Annotated in this window: 18 protein-coding genes; 6 read left to right on the forward strand and 12 right to left on the reverse strand. The window is 74.0% G+C overall.

What is annotated here, in order from left to right:
- Window positions 1-39 precede the first annotated feature (39 nt).
- Entirely contained in the window at window positions 40-561 is a 522-nt protein-coding gene (locus tag CP984_RS04785) for a P-loop NTPase family protein (RefSeq protein WP_003982470.1), read from the forward strand.
- 18 nt (window positions 562-579) lie between these two features.
- On the opposite strand, the gene CP984_RS04790 is transcribed toward CP984_RS04785, so the two are convergent.
- The 5 genes from CP984_RS04790 to CP984_RS04810 all read right to left on the reverse strand — a co-directional run bounded on the left by CP984_RS04790 (window position 580) and on the right by CP984_RS04810 (window position 5,763).
- Window positions 580-1,239 carry an ABC transporter ATP-binding protein gene (locus CP984_RS04790; RefSeq protein WP_003982469.1) on the reverse strand — a complete coding sequence of 220 codons (660 nt, stop codon included), beginning with the start codon at window positions 1,237-1,239 and terminating at the stop codon, window positions 580-582.
- A complete protein-coding gene (locus tag CP984_RS04795) occupies window positions 1,232-2,185 on the reverse strand; it encodes an ABC transporter ATP-binding protein (protein WP_043976969.1) in 954 nt (317 codons plus the stop codon). Before CP984_RS04795 ends, CP984_RS04790 begins: the two co-directional genes overlap by 8 nt.
- Before the next feature lie 77 nt (window positions 2,186-2,262).
- The gene (locus tag CP984_RS04800) at window positions 2,263-3,177 is read right to left on the reverse strand and encodes an ABC transporter permease (protein WP_003982468.1); all 915 of its coding nucleotides are present in this window, start codon (window positions 3,175-3,177) and stop codon (window positions 2,263-2,265) included.
- On the reverse strand, window positions 3,170-4,135 hold the full coding sequence (locus CP984_RS04805; protein ID WP_032914013.1) for an ABC transporter permease: 966 nt from the start codon (window positions 4,133-4,135) through the stop codon (window positions 3,170-3,172). Before CP984_RS04805 ends, CP984_RS04800 begins: the two co-directional genes overlap by 8 nt.
- Before the next feature lie 29 nt (window positions 4,136-4,164).
- On the reverse strand, window positions 4,165-5,763 hold the full coding sequence (locus CP984_RS04810; protein WP_003982466.1) for an ABC transporter substrate-binding protein: 1,599 nt from the start codon (window positions 5,761-5,763) through the stop codon (window positions 4,165-4,167).
- A gap of 113 nt (window positions 5,764-5,876) precedes the next feature.
- Here CP984_RS04810 and CP984_RS04815 point away from each other — a divergent pair, with 113 nt between their 5' ends.
- Window positions 5,877-6,359 (forward strand): CHAP domain-containing protein, encoded by a 483-nt coding sequence (locus tag CP984_RS04815; RefSeq protein ID WP_003982465.1) that lies wholly within the window; start codon window positions 5,877-5,879, stop codon window positions 6,357-6,359.
- Window positions 6,360-6,380: 21 nt separating this feature from the next.
- Here the strand turns inward: CP984_RS04815 and CP984_RS04820 are convergent, their stop codons facing one another.
- On the reverse strand, window positions 6,381-7,784 hold the full coding sequence (locus tag CP984_RS04820) for a hypothetical protein (protein ID WP_003982464.1): 1,404 nt from the start codon (window positions 7,782-7,784) through the stop codon (window positions 6,381-6,383).
- Window positions 7,785-8,012: 228 nt separating this feature from the next.
- Between CP984_RS04820 and CP984_RS04825 the strand changes: the two genes are divergently transcribed.
- Both CP984_RS04825 and CP984_RS04830 read left to right on the forward strand, forming a co-directional pair.
- Window positions 8,013-8,396 carry a hypothetical protein gene (locus CP984_RS04825; RefSeq protein WP_003982463.1) on the forward strand — a complete coding sequence of 128 codons (384 nt, stop codon included), beginning with the start codon at window positions 8,013-8,015 and terminating at the stop codon, window positions 8,394-8,396.
- 56 nt (window positions 8,397-8,452) lie between these two features.
- Complete coding sequence (locus tag CP984_RS04830) at window positions 8,453-9,070, forward strand: TetR/AcrR family transcriptional regulator (RefSeq protein ID WP_003982462.1); 618 nt, start codon at window positions 8,453-8,455, stop codon at window positions 9,068-9,070.
- 234 nt (window positions 9,071-9,304) lie between these two features.
- Here the strand turns inward: CP984_RS04830 and CP984_RS04835 are convergent, their stop codons facing one another.
- The 4 genes from CP984_RS04835 to CP984_RS04850 form a co-directional block, all read right to left on the reverse strand.
- A complete protein-coding gene (locus CP984_RS04835; RefSeq protein WP_003982461.1) occupies window positions 9,305-10,516 on the reverse strand; it encodes an FAD-dependent oxidoreductase in 1,212 nt (403 codons plus the stop codon).
- A 98-nt stretch (window positions 10,517-10,614) separates the two neighbouring features.
- Window positions 10,615-11,796 (reverse strand): acyl-CoA dehydrogenase family protein, encoded by a 1,182-nt coding sequence (locus tag CP984_RS04840; protein ID WP_003982460.1) that lies wholly within the window; start codon window positions 11,794-11,796, stop codon window positions 10,615-10,617.
- Entirely contained in the window at window positions 11,793-13,016 is a 1,224-nt protein-coding gene (locus CP984_RS04845; protein WP_003982459.1) for an acyl-CoA dehydrogenase family protein, read from the reverse strand. The genes CP984_RS04840 and CP984_RS04845 overlap by 4 nt, the downstream gene beginning before the upstream one ends.
- Window positions 13,013-14,011, reverse strand: a complete 999-nt coding sequence (locus CP984_RS04850; RefSeq protein WP_003982458.1) for an NADPH:quinone oxidoreductase family protein — start codon at window positions 14,009-14,011, stop codon at window positions 13,013-13,015. The genes CP984_RS04845 and CP984_RS04850 overlap by 4 nt, the downstream gene beginning before the upstream one ends.
- A 184-nt stretch (window positions 14,012-14,195) precedes the next feature.
- On the opposite strand from CP984_RS04850, the gene CP984_RS04855 reads away from it, so the two are divergent.
- Window positions 14,196-15,077, forward strand: coding sequence for a helix-turn-helix domain-containing protein (locus CP984_RS04855; RefSeq protein ID WP_030179517.1), 882 nt, complete (start codon window positions 14,196-14,198; stop codon window positions 15,075-15,077).
- Here CP984_RS04855 and CP984_RS04860 read toward each other — a convergent pair.
- Entirely contained in the window at window positions 15,021-16,187 is a 1,167-nt protein-coding gene (locus CP984_RS04860) for a glycosyl hydrolase family 18 protein (RefSeq protein ID WP_030179514.1), read from the reverse strand. The genes CP984_RS04855 and CP984_RS04860 overlap by 57 nt on opposite strands.
- 92 nt (window positions 16,188-16,279) lie before the next feature.
- Entirely contained in the window at window positions 16,280-17,164 is an 885-nt protein-coding gene (locus CP984_RS04865; protein ID WP_003982047.1) for a short-chain dehydrogenase/reductase, read from the reverse strand.
- 198 nt (window positions 17,165-17,362) lie between these two features.
- Here CP984_RS04865 and CP984_RS04870 point away from each other — a divergent pair, with 198 nt between their 5' ends.
- Window positions 17,363-17,818: an SRPBCC family protein gene (locus CP984_RS04870; RefSeq protein ID WP_003982048.1), complete on the forward strand. Its 456-nt coding sequence runs from the start codon at window positions 17,363-17,365 to the stop codon at window positions 17,816-17,818.
- Window positions 17,819-17,837 lie beyond the last annotated feature (19 nt).

A 17,837-nucleotide genomic window follows, 5' to 3' on the forward strand; every position in this document is an offset into this window, starting at 1 on the left:
GCACAGTCCCGCGGTCGGCCCGCCGCTAGCGTCGAGCCCATGATCGTATGGCTCAACGGCACCCATGGCGCGGGCAAGACGACGACCAGCGCGCTCGTGCGGCAGCTGATCCCGGACTCACGGGTGTTCGACGCCGAGAAGGTCGGCGAGACACTGATGGACATCACGCCGGGGCTGCCCTGGACGGGCAATTTCCAGCACTGGCCGCCGTGGCGGCCGCTCGTGGTCGAGACCGCCCGCCGCGTGCTCGACTACACCGGCGGCACACTGGTGATGCCCATGACCGTCCTGGTCGAGGAGTACTGGCGGGAGATCAGCTCGGGCCTCGCCGAACACGCCATTCCGGTACGGCACTTCGTCCTCCACGCCGACCAGGACACCCTCCGCGGGCGCATCGAGGGGGACAAGGTCATGGGCCCCTCTCCGTTCCGCCTCCAGTACCTTGAGCCTTACGCCGAGGCGGCCCGCACGTGGCTGCACGCCGAGGCCGAGGTCGTCGACACCACGCACCTCACGCCCGAACAGGCCGCCGCACGGATCGCGGAGGCCGTCAAGGGCTGAGGTCCGCCCACACCGCGTTCACCCGCGGTCCAGCTCGTCCCACCCCACCGTCCGCCCGCACCACCGCTCCAGCAGTACCCGGTCGTGCCCCACCGCCAGCAGTCCCGCCCCCGACGCGCGGCGGTAGTCCTCGACCACCGTCACCAGGGCCGCCGTGGTCGACGCGTCGAGCATGGCGGTCATTTCGTCGCAGATGAGCCAGCGGGGGCGCAGGATCAGGGCGCGGGCCAGGCAGGCGCGTTGCAGCTGGCCGTCGCTGACCTCGTGGGGGCGGCGGGTCAGGAGGTCGGCGGAGAGGCCGACGGCGGGGGCCAGTTCGGCGAGGCGGGCGGGGGCCTCGGTGCGGCGGCCGGTGGCGCGCAGGGGTTCGGTGATCAGGTCGGCGAGGCGGAGGCGGGGGTCGGCGGACAGGCGGGGCTGCTGGAAGACGACTCCGTACGCGGTGCGCTGGGCGCGCGAGGCGCGGTGCCGGTAGCCGGTCGCGGGCTCGCCGTCGAGGACGACGGTGCCGGCGTCCGGGCGGTGCAGGAGCGCCGCCACCCGGGCCAGCGTCGATTTGCCGCAGCCGCTGGGGCCGAGCAGGCCGACGGCCTCGCCGGGCGCGATGCTCAGGGAGACGTCGCGGACCACGGGGCGGTCGCGGTCGTAGCCCGCGGTGATCGAGCGGAGTTCAAGCACGGGCTGCTCCCCCGGGCGCGGCGGCCGCCGGTGTCTTCAGCGGGTGGTGGCAGGCGGTGCCGTCGGTGAACGCGGGCACGGTGGCCGTGCACACGTCCGTACGCCGGTCGCAGCGGGCTGCGAAGGCGCAGCCGGGCGGGAGGGCGCCCAGCTCCGGCGGCATGCCGGGGATCGGGGTGAAGGCGCGGTCCGGGAGGGCGTCGAGCAGACCGCGTGCGTACGGGTGGCGGGGGCCGGGGGTGCCGAAGAAGTCGGCCGCGTCGGCGAGTTCGACGATCCGGCCGGCGTACATGACGGCCACCCGGTCGGCGATCCGCTCGGCCGCCGCCAGATCGTGGGTGATCATGAGGAGCGCCCGGCCGGTGCCATCCCCCGCGTCCCCGGACGCGTCGATGTGGCGGCGCAGTTCGTCGACCGTACGGTCCACGAGGTCGCGGTCGAGGCCGGTCGTCGGTTCGTCGGCGAGCAGCAGCGGGGCGTCGCCGACCAGCGCCAGCGCGGTCGCGGCGCGCTGGGCCAGACCGCCGGAGAGTTCGTGCGGGTAACGGTCGAGGTGCCCGGCGGGGAAGGCGGCGCGCGCCGCGGCCTGCTCCGCGGCGGCCCGCAGGGCGTGCTTCGGGGTGCCGGTCAGCTCCCGGACGGTCTCTTCGAGCTGCGCCCGCACCGTGCGTACGGGGGTGAGGTGGGCGGCCGGGCTCTGCGGTACGAGGCCGATGCGGCGGCCGCGTACCGAGCGGGCCAGTTCGCGTTCGGAGGCGGTGAGCAGTTCCACGCCGTCCAGGTGCGGGGTGCCGGCGGTCTCCGCGTTGCCCGGGAGCAGTCCGAGCAGGGCGGAGGCCAGGACGGACTTGCCGCAGCCGCTCTCGCCGACGAGGGCAAGGCAGTGGCCGGGGGCGAGGTCGAAGGACGCGCCGGTGACGGCGGCGACGTGCCGCCCGCCGCGCATCCGGAACCGTACGGACAGGTCACGGACGGACAGGACGGGCGACGAGGGGGCGGTGGGCGGCGGGGTGGACGGCGGGGTCACAGCATCAGCTCCGATCGGCGGCGCGGGTTGATGCGTTCGCGCCAGGCACCGGCCAGGCCCGCGATGGCGAGCGTGGGGACGATGATGAACAGGCCCGGGAAGAGGGTCGGCCACCAGTCGCCCGCGAGCAGCGAACTGCGCGCGCTGTTGACCATGTTGCCGAGGCTCGCCTCGTGGGCGGGCAGTCCGAGCCCCAGGAAGGAGAGCGCGGACTCGTGCCAGATGGCGTGCGGCACCATCAGGACGGCGGCCAGCCCGGCCTGCGGCAGGACGCCGGGCAGCAGGTGGCGTACGGTCACCCGCCACCGTGAGGCACCTCCTGAGACGGCCGCGTCGACGTACGGGCGCGACCGCAGGGAGAGCACCTCGGCCCGTACGATGCGGGCGGTCGAGAGCCAGTGGGTCAGCGCCACCGAGATGATCACGGGCCAGACGCCGGGCCGGAACATCGCCACGATGAAGATGCCGAGCAGCAGGTGGGGCACGGAGGAGAAGAGGTCCACGACGCGCATCACGCCGCGGTCCGCCCAGCCGCCGAGCGCCCCCGCCAGCGCGCCGACCGCGGTGCCGATGACGGTGGCGGCGAGCGCCGCGACGACGCCGACGAGCAGCGAGACACGCAGGCCGTAGACGCAGCGGAGCAGCAGGTCGCGGCCCACCTCGTCGGTGCCGAAGGGGTGGGCGGGGGACGGCGCCCGGAGCTTGGCGGCGAGGTCGACGGCCTGTCCGTCCAGGGGGAACAGCAGGGGCACGGCGACGACGGCCAGGACGATGGCCGCCACCAGGACGGCGGAGGTGCGGACGCGCAGGGTGCGGGTGCCGCGCCCGCCGCGCCGGTCGGCCCGCTGGTGCCAGTGGGTGGCGGCGGGCGTTCCGGCCGTCTCCCGGGTCGTCTTCACGGTGTCAGCCATCGAAGCCCACCCTCGGGTCCGCGAGTCCGTACAACAGGTCGGAGAGCAGGTTGCCGACCAGCACGGCGGCGGTGGCGAGCACCGTGAGCGCCGCCAGCAGCGGGAAGTCCACGCTCGTCGCCGCCTCGACGGTGGCAGCGGCGATGCCCGGCCAGCTGAAGACGGTCTCCACCAGCAGCGCGCCGGTGATCAGTTCCGGTACCCGGGAGCCGATCAGGGTGAGGACCGGCAGCAGGCCGGAGCGCAGGGCGTGCTGGAGCAGGACGGTGCGTTCGCTCAGGCCGCGGGCCCGCGCGCCCCGTACCGGGTCCTCCTCCAGCGCGTCGCCGACTCCCTGCCGTACGTAGAGCACGAACCACGGGAGCTGCGAGACGGCGAGGACCAGCGCCGGGAGGATCACATGGCGCGCGATCTGTCCTGCCGTGGCGACCTCGCTGCCGGTGTCGGTGAGCCCGCCGGCCGGGAGTACGCCCAGCTTGAGCGCGAACAGCCAGACGGCCAGCAGCCCGAGCCAGAACGGCGGGGCGGCCTCCAGGGTGTACGCGGCGGAGGTGACGGCGCGGTCGAGCAGCGAGCCGCGCCGCCGGGCCGCGAGCACGCCGAGCAGCGTGCCCACGATGATCGCGACGACGAAGGCCAGGGCGCACAGCAGCACCGACCAGCCGATGCGCTCGCCGATCACCTGCGAGACGGGCGCGCGCAGCGTCGCCGAGTCGCCCAGGTCGCCGGTGAGCGCGCCGGTCAGCCAGTGCCACCAGCGGCCGAGCAGCGGCTGGTCGACGCCGAGGTTGTGCCGGATCTGGTCCAGGTTCTCCTGGGAGGCGGTCAGGCCCGCGGTGCCCGCGTACGCCTTGACGGGGTCGAAGGGCGCGGCGGCGGCGACGGCGAACACGCCGAGGGTGACGGCGAGGAGGACCGGCACGGCGAGCAGCGCCCGCCGGCCCGTCATCCGCGCCATCGGCCCCCAGGGCAGCTGTGCGAGGCGGCTCACTTGGCGGGCTGCCAGTCCTCTACGTTCCACCACGGGCCGGAGGCCAGGCCGTGGTCGTGCGGCTCGACCTGGGTGGTGAGGTCCTTCCAGCGGTCCTTGACCACGTAGAGGTGGTCGATGTGGGTGAGGAAGATGTACGCCGGGTCCTCGACGAGTTCGCGCTGGATGGTGTCGTACCCGGCCTTGCGCGCGGCCTTGTCGTCGGTGCGGCGGGCGTCCACCAGCGCCTTGTCGACCTTGGGGTTGTCGTAGCGCGACATGTTGTTGAAGCCGTCGCCGGCCAGCGAGGAGTGCAGCAGCAGGTACTGGTCGAAGTCCGGGTCGGCGGGGCTGCCGCCGCCCGCGAGGACCGCGTCGGTCTTCATGTTGGGCTGGATGGCCTCCCACGGGCCGGACTCGACCTTGACCTCGATGCCGGCCTTCTTGGCGTCGGAGGCGAAGGCGAGCGCGTGCTCCTGGCGGAGCTTGTCGCCGGCGAGGTACCAGAGCTTGAAGGAGGCGGGCCTGCCGTCCTTCTCCCGGATGCCGTTCTCGCCCTTCTTCCAGCCGGCGTCGTCGAGGATCTGCCCGGCCTTCTTCAGGTCGTGGGTGCGTTCGGTGCCCTTGGCGAACCAGGGGCTGTCGGTCGGCACCGGTCCGTAGGCGGGCTTGCCGGCACCGTCGAGGATGCCGTCCACCATGGCCTTGCGGTCCACGGCGATGTCCAGGGCCTGCCGGACCGCCTTGTCCCCGGTGACCTCGTTGGCGGTCGGCAGGGTGACGTTGCGGTAGTCGAACGTCTTGGCCGACAGGCTCTCCATGCCCTTGGCGGTCTTGAAGGTAGCGGCGAGGTTGGGCGGCAGGATGGCGCCGTCGAGGTCACCGGAGCGCAGCCGGGTGGCGCGCACGTCGTCGTCCTTGATGATCGCCATGGTGAAGTTCTTCACCTTGGGCGCGCCGCCCCAGTAGTGCGGGTTGGCCTTGAAGGTGAGCTTCTCGCCCTTGGACCAGTTGGTGAGGATGTACGGGCCGGTGCCGACCGGGTGGGTGGTGAAGGACCCGGTGTTCACGTCCTGCTTGCCGGCGATGTGCTGCGGGGCGATGGGCAGGACGGTGCGCTCGGCGAACGGCGCGTAGGCGTACTTGAGGTGGAAGACGACGGTGCGGGCGTCCTTCTTCTCGACCTTCTCCAGGGCGTCCAGCTCGGCCTTGGAGGCGTTGTTGGTCTTCTCGTCGAGGATGGTCTCGTAGGTGAAGACCACGTCGTCGGCCGTGAAGGGCTTGCCGTCGCTGAAGGTCACGCCGTCGCGCAGGGTGTAGGTGTAGGTCTTGCCGTCGTCGGAGACCTCGGGCAGCTTGGCGGCCAGCGCGGGCTTGAGTTTCATGTCCGCGTCGTGGGTGAGCAGCCCGTCGAAGATCTTGGAGTTGCCGTCCTTGCCGTAGCCCAGCAGCGGGCTCAGCGACTCCGGCTCGTAGGCGATGCCGACCACGGCGGAGTCCTGGGCGCCGGCCGCGCCGCTCTTGCCGTCGGACGGCGTGGAACAGGCCGCCGCCCCGAACACCATGGTTCCCGCCAGTGCGGCGGCGGCCGCTGACCGTATCGACCGGGCCGTCATGCCCACTCCTTGCTGAAGATCGTCTGTTGTTGCAAAGCGCAGGCAATTAAACAGCATGTAAGAAACGGAAGCCCCGCCACCCCTGCCCGGCGGGCTCGCGCCATCATGGGCGGATGTCCTCCGCCCCTACGTCGGGCCCGTTCCCCGACCCCTTGTCCCGTCTGCCCGCCGCCCTCCGGGACGTGCCGTACGACGGTGCCCGGCACCCCGGCGCGGCCCCGCTGCCGGGCCGCCACCCGTACGACGTGACGGCCGGGGCGAACTGCCAGCTCTACGCCTACGCCGTGCTGCGCCACTTCGGGCGTACGGTGCCGCCGCTGCGGTCCGCCGAGCTGTGGGCGGACACCGCGGCGACCGAGCGGGCCGCGCCGCCGGGCCCGCTGGACCTGGTGCTCTTCGACGCCGGGGAGGTGCCGGGGCGGCCCGCCGGGTACGGGGCGCACGTCGGCGTGCACCTGGGGCCCGACCAGGTGCTGCATCTGTGCAAGGAGGCCGGGCGGCCCGCCGTGTGGTCGTACGCGGACTTCGCGGAGCGGGCCCGGTACGCGCGGTTCCTGGGCGCGAAGCGGGTACGACAGGCCCCCGTCAGCCGGTGACCTGGGGCCGCACCGGTACGGTCACCAGTCCCCGCCGCCGAACCCTCCGCCGCTGTCGCCGAAGCCGCCACCACCGCCGAAATCGCCGCCGCCGAAGCCGCCGGAGAAATCGTCCGGGTTGAAGTCCGAGCCGGAGACGTCGCCGCCCTCCGCCCCGGACGGGCCGCCGCCGAAGTCGGAGGCGTAGGCGGACGGGCCCATCAGGACGCTGCCCAGCATGGTGCCCACGAGCAGGCCCGGCAGCATGCCGCCGCCGAAATAGCCGCCCGCCCAGGGGCCGTAGGCCGGTCCGGCGTCCCAGTACGGGCGCTGCCCGTACTCGGTCTGCACCGTGCGGGCCATCGGCTCCTGGCCCTCCTCCAGACGTGTCCGGTCGGCGGCGCACACCGGGACCGTGCGCGGCGCCGCGCCGTCCGGCGCCCACTCCACGTCGGCGACGGACGGGCCGTGCCGCGGGTCGAAGAAGCACGGCACCCGGCGTTCGGGCAGGGGCTCGCCCTTGCGCCGCGCGGCCAGGGTGGCCAGCGCGAACCGGCCGTCCTCCAGGGCCTTGGTCACCTGCTCGACATCGCCGGGCCGCTCGGCGCGGGCCATCGCCGACTTGGCGTTCTCGTACGCGTCCAGCGCGTGGGTGTAGTCGGCGCGCATCGCGTCGTCGGCGCCGGGCTCGCCGGGGTGGAAGTCGAGGCGGTCCAGCTCCTCGCCGAAGGCGGTGATGTCCTCGTCCACCACGACGCGCAGCTGCTCCAGCGCGGCCCGCTCCTCCTCGGCGCGCTTCTTCTTGTTGCGGCGGGCCAGCGCGAACGCGCCACCGCCGCCGATGACCACCAGCGCGCCCAGGCCGACGAGCGCGCCGGTGCTCACGCCGTCGCCGTCGCCGTCGCCGCCCCAGGAAGCGGGCTCGTGGCCGGACGCCTGCTGCGTCGCGGTGTCCACGAAGCTGTTCAGGCGCTCCTTGGTGCTGCCGTAGTGGGAGCGCTGGGTCGCGCCGACGAGGTTGCGTACGGAATTGCGCGACATCACCCGCCCGTCGGCGGCGGCGTTGAACCGGTCGCCCAGTTCGACGGCGTAGACGCCGCTGATGCCGGTCTTGGTGCGCAGGTCCTTCAGGAGCGTGTTGGGCTGGTATTCGGCGGCCTTGGGCAGCACCGCGACGAAGACCGGCTTCCCGGAGTCCTTGATCTTCTGGGCCAGGGCCCCCGCGTCGGTGGCCGACAGTTCGCCGGAGGCCCGCGGGTCCACGTACACCGGCCCCTTCTTCAAGGCCGCCGCGGCCTCGTCCAGCCCGCCGGCGGCCCGCGCGCCGGGAGCCACGGCCGTGAGTACCGCCAGGAGGGCGGCCGCCAGGAAGAGCGCCGGGCCGGCCTGCGAGCGCTGGAGGAGCGCCGCTCGGGAGACCGGGGAGCGCCGGGTTGCGATCTTCATGAGTACGACGCTACCCGAACCACACTTTCGACACATAACGGATACGTAACGGACACAACGTGGCGGACCAACCGGGCACGGCACCGCCGCGCGGACACAGTGTCCCGCGGTTTCGGCGCCCTGTCCCCTCAAGGGCCGCCGGTGCGGTGGCCGGCGCGCCGGACCCGGTGATGATCTCGCCGCGCGGGCAGGCTCCGCTGCGACCGCCCCCGACAAACGGAGGTCATCATGCGTACGGCCAGAGCCCGAACGATAGCCGTCCCGGCCGCCGCCATCGTGGCGACCGCCCTCGCGGCCGGACCCGCCGCCGCCGATCCGTCCCTGAAGGTGCGGACGCCCGCCGCGGGCTCCAGCGCGAAGGTGGCGGGCAGCCTGCTCGTGCAGTGGACGAACACCACCGGGAAGGAGGTGGACGTCTGGCTGAGCGCCCGCACGCCGTCCGGCGGGCACGACCGGCTGTCGCTGGTCGCACCGAAGGCGGGCAGCAAGCGGGCGGGCGAGGCCCTGGCCACCCTCCCCGTGGTGGCGCCGGGCACCTCCTACACGGTCGAGGTGACCACCCAGGACGGCGCGGAGAGCGACGTCAGCGGGCCCCTCGGCCTCATCGGCTGATCACCGCCCGTGTACGGTCAAGGCCGACCGGTGCACGAGGAAAGGGTGGCGACGCGATGGCCCCGCGGGCGGACGGTACACCGACCTTCACGGAGCAGGCGCGCCGCCGGCAGCTCGTGGACTGCACCATCGACCTGATCTCCACCCGGGGCTATCCGGCCACCTCGCTCGCCGCGATCGCCGAGCGGGCCGGCATCTCCAAGGCCGCCGTGCTGTACCACTTCTCCTCCAAGGACAACCTCACCCGGGCCGCCCTGGAGCACGTGCTGGCGGAGTTCACCGCGTACGTACGGGAGCGGGTGGACCGCGCGGCCGGACCGCGGGCCGCCGTCGTCGCCTACGTCCGCGCGATGATCGGCTACCAGCAGGCCAACCGCCGCCATGTGCGCGTCATCACCGAGATGCTGCTCGACGACGCGGGCGGCACCAAGCTCAAGACGCCGGGTCAGCACGACACCGGCAACCGCTGGCAGGAGCTGGCCGCACTGCTGTCGGCCGGTCAGCAGGCGGGCGAGCTGCGGGAGTTCGACGCCCGTACGGTGGCGCTCGCGATCGGCGGCGCGATCGACGGCGTCGTCTCCCACTGGCTCGCCCACCCCGAGTACGACCTCGACGCGGCGGCCGACGAGCTGGAGACGTTCACCCTGGACGCGATCACGCGCCGCGCCCGCTAGGGCGTGTCTTTGGGATCAGCCTGGAGCAGCCCGCGGCGTCTGGTGATGGGGGCACCTCCCGCGCCCGTCCAGGGCTGCGGGGGAGCCTCGCAAGGCGGAGCATTGCCCTCGGACTGGGTGTCCGTGGGTGATGCGACAACGCCGCGTGGGGGCACCTCCCAGCGGTAGCTGGGGGAGTGCCGTGCCAGGCGTCGCGGGCCCAGGATGATCCGAAAGACACGCCCTAGACCCGCGTCACCCCCGCGCGAAGGCCGGCGCCCGCTCGGGCCGGATGCCGATGCCGCCGAGATATCCCGTCACGGTCCGCAGGAGCGGCAGCCGTTGGAGGAGGCGGAGCGGCACCGGGAGGCGGTCCGGGTCGAGTGTGCCGTCCAGGGCCGGGCGCAGCAGCGACTCGTGTTCGGCGATCTGGCTCTTCTGGACCACGGCGGCGGGCAGCTGCCGCCGCCGCTGCACCCGGGCCAGGTCGCGTACGCCGACCGTGCCGTGGCGCAGCGGCCCGGCGAGGAGGCGTGCCGCGGCGACGGCGTCCTGCACCGCGAGGTTGACGCCGACGCCGCCGGTCGGCGACATGGTGTGGGCGGCGTCGCCGAGGCAGAGCAGACCGGGCCGGTACCAGCGGCGCAGCATGCCCATCGTCACGTCGAGCAGCTTCACGTCGTCCCAGGAGCCGATCGCGTCCGTCACCTCGGGTCCCCAGCCGAAGAGCGTCCCGAGCCGGTCGCGGAACCACTCGATGCCGTGGGCGCGCAGCGCGGCGTCCGTGCCCTTCTTGATCAGGTAGGAGGTCTGGCAGTAGTCGCCCCGGTCCATGGTGACCGCGAACTGCCCGTCGCCCGCCCGCATGAAGACCCGGCCGTCCCCGGGCGCGGGGACGCGGACGTTCCACACGTCCATCGGCACGTCGAAGGTGCGCTGCCGCAGTCCGGCCAGGCCGCGTACCAGGGAGTCGCGGCCGTCGCAGGCCACCGTGAGATCGGCCGCCAGTTCGTGTTCGGTGCCGTGCTCGTCCCGGTAGCGCACCCCGGTCACCCGTCCGCCTTCGGTGCGCAGCCCCGTACAGGCGGCGCGCATGCGCAGGGTGAAGGCGGGTTCCGCGGCGGCGGCGTTCGCGAGGAGGTCGAGGAAGTCCCACTGCGGGACCATGGCCATGTACTTGTGGCGGCCGGGCAGCCGGCGCAGGTCGGCGGCCACGAGGGTGCGGTCGCCGATGCGCATCCGTACCTCTTCGAGCTGCCCCGCGGGCAGGCGCGCGAAGCGTTCGCCGAGGCCGAGTTCGTCGAGCAGGCGCAGGGTCGAGGGGTGCACCGTGTCCCCGCGGAAGTCGCGCAGGAAGTCGGCGTGCTTCTCCAGGACGGTCACCCGCACTCCGGCGCGGGCCAGCAGCAGCCCGAGCATCATCCCGGCCGGTCCGCCCCCCACCACGCAGCACGTCGTGTGTTCCATGCCGTACCCCCTCGCCGTCGTCCGCCGCGTGTCGCGACGCGTCGACGACAGACTAACCGATCGGTCAGTTGCCTGACCGATCGGTTAGCGGGGAATGATCACGGAGCCGGAATGTCCACCAGTTCCGCCAGCGCCGCACGGTGCCGCCCCGGGGTGCCCAGGGCGATCTCGTCGGCCTTGGCGCGCTTGAGGAAGAGGTGCGCGGGGTGTTCCCAGGTCATGCCGATGCCGCCGTGCAGCTGGACGCACTCCTCGGCCGCGCGCACCGCGACCGGCGCGCAGTACGCCTGGGCCACCGCCACCGCCACCGGCGCGTCCGGGCTGCCGGTGGCCAGCGCGTCGGCGGCGTTGCGGGCCGCGGCGCGGGCCGAGGCCACGTCCAGCCAGAGGGCTGCCATCCGGTGCTTGAGCGCCTGGAACGAGCCGACGGGGCGGCCGAACTGGGTGCGCTGCGCGGTGTGCCGGACGGTCTCGGCCAGACACCATTCGGCGATGCCGAGCTGCTCGGAGGCGAGCAGTCCCGCACCGGTCAGCAGCGCCCCGGTCACCGCCGCGCGGGCCGTGTCCTGCCCGGCCAGCAGCCGCCCGGCGGCGCGGTCGAGGGTGATCCGGGCGGGTACGCGGGTCAGGTCGAGCGGGACGCCCGGCGCGACGCGCACACCGTCGGCCGCCGCGTCCACGGCGTACAGCGCGTATCCGTAGGGTCCGTCGGCCGGTACGAGCAGCACGTCCGCGGCGGCGCCATCCGCGACGCCGGTCACCTCGCCGCTCAGCGCGCCGTCCGCGTCGGCCCGTACGGCCGGTTCCGGCAGGGTGCCGGGAGCGGTCGGCAGCGGCACGGCGAGCACGCCGACGCTGCGCCCTTCGGCGAGCGCGGCGAGCGGCGCGGTCACCTCCGGGCGGTCGGTCTCGCATCCGAGGAGCGCCGTCACGGCCAGTACCGCGCTGGTCAGATACGGCACGGGGGCCACCGCGCGGCCCAGCTCCTCCAGGACGACCGCGGCCTCGCGGGCGCTCGCGCCCTGCCCGCCGAGCTTCTCCGGTACCAGCAGCCCGGCGGTGCCCATGTCGGCGGCCAGCGGGCGCCACAGCCCGGTGTCGTACGCCCGGCCGCTCTCCAGGTCCGCGAGGACGGCGGCCGGACCGCCGCGGTCGGCGAGCAGCGAGCGGACCGCGGCCCGCAGGTCCTCCTCGGGCTCCGTGTAGAGGAGGTCGGGGTCGGCGCCGGGCTGCGCGGGGGCCGGTTCGGTGGGGGCCGCGGCCCCGCTCGGAGCGGTCATCGGGGGAGGTCCTTCCAGGCGACGTCCTTGTCGGTGCGCGGCTCGGGCGGCAGGCCCAGGACGCGTTCGGCGACGATGTTCAGCAGCACCTCGGAGGTGCCGCCCTCGATGGAGTTGCCCTTGGCGCGCAGGTAGCGGTAGCCGGCCTGGCGCCCGGTGAAGTCCACGCCCTCGGGACGGCGCAGGGTCCAGTCGTCGTACGCCAGCCCGTCCTCGCCCAGGAACTCCACCTCCCAGCCGCTGATCTGCTGGGCCAGCCGGGCGAACGCCAGCTTCATGCCGCTGCCTTCGGGCCCGGGGTGCCCCTTGGCGAGCTGCTGGCGCAGCCGCTCCCCCGTCAGGCGGGCGACCTCGGCGTCCACCCAGTGGCGCAGCAGCCGCTGGTGGAGGTCGTGGGTGCGCGCCTCGGGGCGTTCGCGCCAGGCCCGGGCGGCGACGCCGATCATGCCGCCCTCGCGCGGCTGGCGGGCACCGCCGATCGCCACCCGCTCGTTCATGAGCGTGGTCTGCGCGACCTTCCAGCCCTCCCCCACCGCGCCGAGGCGGTGCGCGTCGGGAATCCGTACGCCGGTCAGGAAGACCTCGTTGAACTCGGCCTCGCCGGTGATCTGCCGCAGCGGGCGCACCTCGACGCCGGGGTCGGTCATGTCGCACACGAAGTAGGTGATGCCGCGGTGCTTGGGCAGGTCCGGGTCCGTACGGGCGATGAGGATCGCCCAGCGGGCCAGGTGGGCGCTGGAAGTCCACACCTTCTGGCCGTCCACCACCCAGCCGGTGCCGTCCTCGTCCCGTACGGCGCTGGTGGCGAGCGCGGCCAGGTCCGATCCTGCGCCGGGTTCGCTGAACAGCTGGCACCAGGCCTCTTCACCGGTCCACAGCGGGCGCAGGAAGCGCTGCTTCTGCTCGTCCGTACCGAAGCGGAGGATGGTGGGGGCGGCCATACCCAGGCCGATGCCGATACGGCGGGGGTCGTTGTCCGGTGCCCCCGCCGCCTCCAACTCCGCGTCCACCACGGCCTGAAGCGCGCGCGGCGCGTCGAGCCCGCCCAGGCCCCGGGGGAAATGGACCCAGGCCAGCCCGGCGTCGAAGCGCGCGCGCAGGAAGTCGAGCGGGGCGGTGTCGGCGGGTGGATGGGCGGCGAGCAAGTCGGCGGTACGGCGACGCAGTTCGGCGGCGTCGAGGCGCCCGGTCTCGCCGGTCTCCGTGGTCCCGTCGGTCATGACGCGTCCTCCAGGCCGGGGACGACGACCAGACGGCCGGTGGTGGTGCCGTCGAAGACCCGCTGTACGGCCTCGGCCGCGCCGGACAGCGGCACCCGGCCGCCGATCAGCGGCTTGATGACGCCCTGCGCGGCCAGCTTGGCCAGCTCCTCGTGGCAGGCGTCGACCGCGGCCGGGTCCTTGGTGTTGTACAGACCCCAGTGGAGGCCCAGGATCGTGTAGTTCTTCACGAGGGCGTGGTTGAGGCCCGGGGTGGGCACGGTGCCGCTGGCGAAACCGACGACCACGATGCGGCCCTCGAAGGCCACGCACTTGACGGACTTGGCGTACGCCTCGCCGCCCACCGGGTCGTAGACCACATCCGCGCCCCGGCCGCCGGTCGCCTCCTTGACGGCGGCCACGATGTCGTCCGTACGCCGGTCCAGCACCAGGTCGCAGCCGAGCTCCCGGGCGACGGCCGCCTTGTCGGAGCCGCCCACGACGCCGATGACCCGCGCGCCCGCGGCCTTGCCGAGCTGGACGGCGGCGCTGCCCACACCGCCCGACGCCGCGTGCACGAGCAGGGTCTCGCCCGCCTGGATACGGGCCCTGCGGTGCAGGCCGAACCAGCCGGTCTGGTAGCCGATGTGCAGCGCGGCGGCCTCCGCGTCGTCCAGGGCGTCCGGTGCGGGGCGGACGGCCGCCGCGTCCACGAGGACGCGTTCGGCGAAGCCGCCGTCCGGCAGCGGGGGCTGGGCCAGCACCCGGGCGCCCGCCTGCCCGGACGCGCCCTCGCCCGCTTCGAGCACCTCGCCGCAGATCTCCACGCCCGGCGTGAACGGGAACGGCGGGCGCACCTGGTACTGGCCGCGGCACAGCAGCGCGTCGGGGAAGTTGACGTTGGCGGCCCGCACGCGCAGCAGCAGCTGCCCCGGTCCGGGCTGCGGGTCCGGCACTTCTTCCAGCCGCATCACCTCACGAGGCTCGCCGTTCTCGTGTACGCGCCATGCCTTCACTGGTGCCTCCACAGACCTCGGGTACGCGGGAAGCGCGGGGCACCGGCCCCGCGGCCATCGGCATACTAAGCGGTCGGTATCCCGGAGGGAACCGTCGAAGTCCAGGAGGACCGGCACCCACCCGGATCATCCTGATACCGGCAGGGTCAGGCTCGCCGCGCCCCGGTGTACGACACTGGCCGCCATGGACACACCTGCCGAGCTGGGCCACTTCCTGAAGACCCGCCGCGCCCGCCTCCAGCCGGAGGACGTGGGCCTGCTCTCCTACGGCGGCCGGCGCCGCGTACCGGGCCTGCGCCGCGAGGAGCTGGCCCAGCTGGCCGGGGTGAGCGTCGCGTACTACACCCGCCTCGAACAGGGCCAGAGCCACAACGCCTCGGACGGTGTCCTCGAAGCACTGGCCCGCGCCCTGCGGCTGACCCCGGACGAGCGCGCGCACCTGCGCGACCTCGCGCGCCCCGCCAAGGCCCGCCGCCGCCCGGCCGTACGGCCCGACAAGGCGCGGTCCGGGGTGCTCCAGCTGCTCGCCGCACTGGACGGGGTGCCGGCCGTGGCGCTCGACCGCCGCTTCGAGGTACTGGCGTGGAACCCGCTGGGGCACGCGCTGCTGGCCGGGCACCTGGACCACGCGAGCCCCGGGCGTCCGCTGGACCGCCCCAACACCCAGCGGCTGCTGTTCCTCGACCCGCACACCCGCGAGCTGTACCCGGACCGCGAGACGGAGACCCGGCGGGCCGTCGCCGCGCTGCGCATGGCGGCCGGCCAGCACCCGGACGACCGGCAGCTGGCCGCCCTGATCGGTGAACTGTCCATGAAGAGCCCCGAGTTCAGCTCCCTGTGGGCCCGGCACGGAGTCAGCAACTGCACCTTCGGCGCCAAGCGCTTCCACCACCCGCTGGTCGGCGCGATGGAGCTGGACTTCGAGCTGATGCAGACGCCGGACGGCTCCGGGCAGGGCCTGCTGATGTACAGCGCACGGCCCGGTTCGCCGTCCGAGGCGGCGCTGCGGCTACTCGCCGCGCAGCACCTTCCAGAAGCCCGGGTCCTCGAACCCGAGCGCCCATAGGCCGGCGTTGCGCACCCCGTACTTCCGCAGCAGCGGCAGGTGCGCCGCGACGCCGCGCGCGTCCTGGTACCAGACGTCGTGCACGGCACGGCCCACCCGGTACGTGAAGTGCGGCGTGCCCGATTTCGCGTCGAAGCGGTAGGCCACGCCCTTGCGACGGCGCAGCGCCTCCGCCTCCTTCCAGGTCAGGTGCTTGGCGCGGGCCTTGACGCCCCGGGTCCAGTCCCAGCCGTACCCGGGGAAGGCGATTTCGAGCTTGTCGCGCGGCACGGTGCCGGTGGCGTAGCGCAGGAACTCCTCGTACCAGGCGAGCGAGGACAGCGGGCCCGGGGAGCCCTCGGCCCAGTGCAGGTCGTAGCCCATGATCCGGACGCGGTCGGCGGCCTTGCCGAGGCGCGCGTAGTCGTACGCCTTGCCGGAGTGGGCGGTACGGGCCATGACCGTGATCACGCAGCTCTTGCCCCGGGCGTGCAGCTCGGCGCACAGCTCGTCGGCGAACAGCGCGTAGCCGGTGCGCACGCGGTCCCGCATCCGGGCGGTGCCGGTGGTCGCCATCGTCTCGTAGTCGAGGTCGACGCCGTCGTACGCGCGCGAGGCCACCAGCCGCAGCAGCGCCCTGATGTGCGCGCCGCGGCGGGCCGGGTCGTGCAGCAGGGGGGCCATGGTGGCGGCGTCCATGGATTCGTTGACGGTGGGCACGACCTTGATGCCGGCTTGGTGCAGCCCGGCGACGACCTGCCGGTCCCCCGCGCCCGGCTGGCTCTTGATGGTGGTGGCGGAGGTGGCCCGGTACCAGAAGGGGCTGACGGTGTGCAGCTGCGCGGCGTGCTGGAGGGCGTCGCGGTAGGCGCCCCGGGTGTCGCCCCAGTAGGGCAGCCAGGCGGAGACCGTACGGCCGGTCCCCGTGGCGGGTGCCTTGGCTCCGGGCGCCTCTGCGGTGCCGTCGCCGCCGGTGGCGGGCGGCGGCATGGCGGCGTGGGCCCGGTGCGCGGCCGTGCCGCCCGTACGGTCCTGGGCCGCCGCGCCGGGGGACAGTGCGGCGGCCACCCCGGACGCCGCCAGCAGGAACGCGATCCCGAGCCGCACTCGGGCAGCCGATGCATGATCCATGCCCCGAGCCTGTCCCGGGCGGGACGGTCCCGCCGCGCGGACTGCGCCGAACGGCCGCGTACGGGCCCGCCGTCCGGGCGTACGGCGGGCCGTCAGCCGCGGATGTCCCCGGCGGCCTCCGCCGCCCGGCCGCCCGCCCCCAGCAGGCCGGTCGCCGTGAGGTCGGCGCGGCCGGCCAGGCGCAGGAACGCGCGGCGGGAGCCCTCGGTCACGATCCCCGGCAGGACGGCCCGCACCACCTGGCCCGCGCGCAGCCACGGCTGCGCGTAGACCGCGGCGGACCGCCGTTCGATGCCGCGCACCAGGCGGTCGGCCACCGGCGCGGCGTCGTAGGTCTTCGAAGCGGGCCACGGCAGGTGGGCGCGCAGCTCCCGCATCGCCGCCCGGCGGTCGGACGCCCGCACCATCTCGGTGTCCGCCCAGCTCAGGTAGCCGACCCCGACGCCCACACCGCGGTGCGCCAGCTCCGCGCGCAGCACCTGCGCGAAGGTCTCCACCCCGGACTTCGAGGCGCAGTACGCCGACAGCATCGGCGCCGGGCCCAGCGCCGCGAGGGAGGCGACCTGGAGGAAGTAGCCCCGGGTGCTCAGGAGGGCGGGCAGGAAGGCGCGGGCGGTCACCGCGCTGCCGATCAGATTGACCTCGACGACCCGGCGCCATACGGCCGGATCGGTGTCGAGGAAGGGGCCGCCCGCCACCACCCCGGCGTTGGCGACGACGACGGACGGCGGGCCGAAGCGGCGCTGCACGAGCGCGGCGGCGCGGTCCATCGCGTCCTCGTCGGTCACATCCACCGGCCAGTGGGCGGCGTGCCCCGGCAGGCCGGCCGCGACCCGCTCCAACTCGTCCTCCTCCAGGCCGAGCAGCGCCACGTCGGCACCCCGCCGTACGAGTGAACGCGCCATGTGCGCCCCCAGGCCGCGCGCCGCTCCGGTCACCACGGCCGTGCGCCCGAGCAGGGGAAGGTCGTGGCTCATGTCGGTCCTCCACGGTCTGCGTGCGGTGCCCGGCCGGTACGGGGCGGCCGGTCCAACGTAACGCCGTGGCGGCCGGGCGGCCCGTGTGGTCCGGCGCTTCCTGGGCACCCGGACTAGGTCCCGGAGGCCGGCAGGAAGGGACCGGCCTAGGCTGGCGAGCACACGCCGACGACCGGCTCCCCCGACGTTGGAGACCGCATGGCGGTAAGACATCAGCTGATCAAGAGGCACCCCGACACGGTGTGGGCGGTGCTCGCCGACGGCGGCCGGTACCAGGACTGGGTGGTCGGCCCGTACCGGTCGCAGCCGTGCGAGGGGGTCTGGCCGGAGCTGGGATCGACGATCAGCTACAGCGTGCACCTGGGGCCGTGGTCGCTCAGCGGGCGGACCGTCGTACGGCGCTGCGAGCCGCCCAAGGAACTGGAGCTCGAAGTGGACAGCGGCGCGCTGGGCACCGCGCGGATCGCCGTGGAGATCCGCCCCTGGGGCGAGCACGCCCTGGTGATCATGGACGAGCACCCCCTCCAGGGCCCCGGCGGGCTGCTGCACAACACCGTCCTGGACGCCCTGTTCCAGCTCCGGCACCGCAGCATGCTCAAGCGGCTGGCCAGAGTCGTGGAGAGCCGGCCTCGGCAGCCGGGCGAGGCGGTGTGATGGCGCGGCTCACGGGCGT

The organism is Streptomyces rimosus, assembly GCF_008704655.1.
GTDB lineage: Bacteria > Actinomycetota > Actinomycetes > Streptomycetales > Streptomycetaceae > Streptomyces > Streptomyces rimosus.

What these genes read in the sequence shown, in the direction of transcription:
- CP984_RS04785 (WP_003982470.1), top strand. Translation starts at nt 40, where the DNA reads ATGATCGTATGGCTCAACGGCACCCATGGCGCGGGCAAGACGACGACC.
- CP984_RS04795 (WP_043976969.1), bottom strand. Translation starts at nt 2,185, where the DNA reads ATGCGCGGCGGGCGGCACGTCGCCGCCGTCACCGGCGCGTCCTTCGAC.
- CP984_RS04800 (WP_003982468.1), bottom strand. Translation starts at nt 3,177, where the DNA reads ATGGCTGACACCGTGAAGACGACCCGGGAGACGGCCGGAACGCCCGCC.
- CP984_RS04805 (WP_032914013.1), bottom strand. Translation starts at nt 4,135, where the DNA reads ATGGCGCGGATGACGGGCCGGCGGGCGCTGCTCGCCGTGCCGGTCCTC.
- CP984_RS04810 (WP_003982466.1), bottom strand. Translation starts at nt 5,763, where the DNA reads ATGACGGCCCGGTCGATACGGTCAGCGGCCGCCGCCGCACTGGCGGGA.
- CP984_RS04815 (WP_003982465.1), top strand. Translation starts at nt 5,877, where the DNA reads ATGTCCTCCGCCCCTACGTCGGGCCCGTTCCCCGACCCCTTGTCCCGT.
- CP984_RS04820 (WP_003982464.1), bottom strand. Translation starts at nt 7,784, where the DNA reads ATGAAGATCGCAACCCGGCGCTCCCCGGTCTCCCGAGCGGCGCTCCTC.
- CP984_RS04825 (WP_003982463.1), top strand. Translation starts at nt 8,013, where the DNA reads ATGCGTACGGCCAGAGCCCGAACGATAGCCGTCCCGGCCGCCGCCATC.
- CP984_RS04830 (WP_003982462.1), top strand. Translation starts at nt 8,453, where the DNA reads ATGGCCCCGCGGGCGGACGGTACACCGACCTTCACGGAGCAGGCGCGC.
- CP984_RS04835 (WP_003982461.1), bottom strand. Translation starts at nt 10,516, where the DNA reads ATGGAACACACGACGTGCTGCGTGGTGGGGGGCGGACCGGCCGGGATG.
- CP984_RS04840 (WP_003982460.1), bottom strand. Translation starts at nt 11,796, where the DNA reads ATGACCGCTCCGAGCGGGGCCGCGGCCCCCACCGAACCGGCCCCCGCG.
- CP984_RS04845 (WP_003982459.1), bottom strand. Translation starts at nt 13,016, where the DNA reads ATGACCGACGGGACCACGGAGACCGGCGAGACCGGGCGCCTCGACGCC.
- CP984_RS04855 (WP_030179517.1), top strand. Translation starts at nt 14,196, where the DNA reads ATGGACACACCTGCCGAGCTGGGCCACTTCCTGAAGACCCGCCGCGCC.
- CP984_RS04860 (WP_030179514.1), bottom strand. Translation starts at nt 16,187, where the DNA reads ATGGATCATGCATCGGCTGCCCGAGTGCGGCTCGGGATCGCGTTCCTG.
- CP984_RS04865 (WP_003982047.1), bottom strand. Translation starts at nt 17,164, where the DNA reads ATGAGCCACGACCTTCCCCTGCTCGGGCGCACGGCCGTGGTGACCGGA.
- CP984_RS04870 (WP_003982048.1), top strand. Translation starts at nt 17,363, where the DNA reads ATGGCGGTAAGACATCAGCTGATCAAGAGGCACCCCGACACGGTGTGG.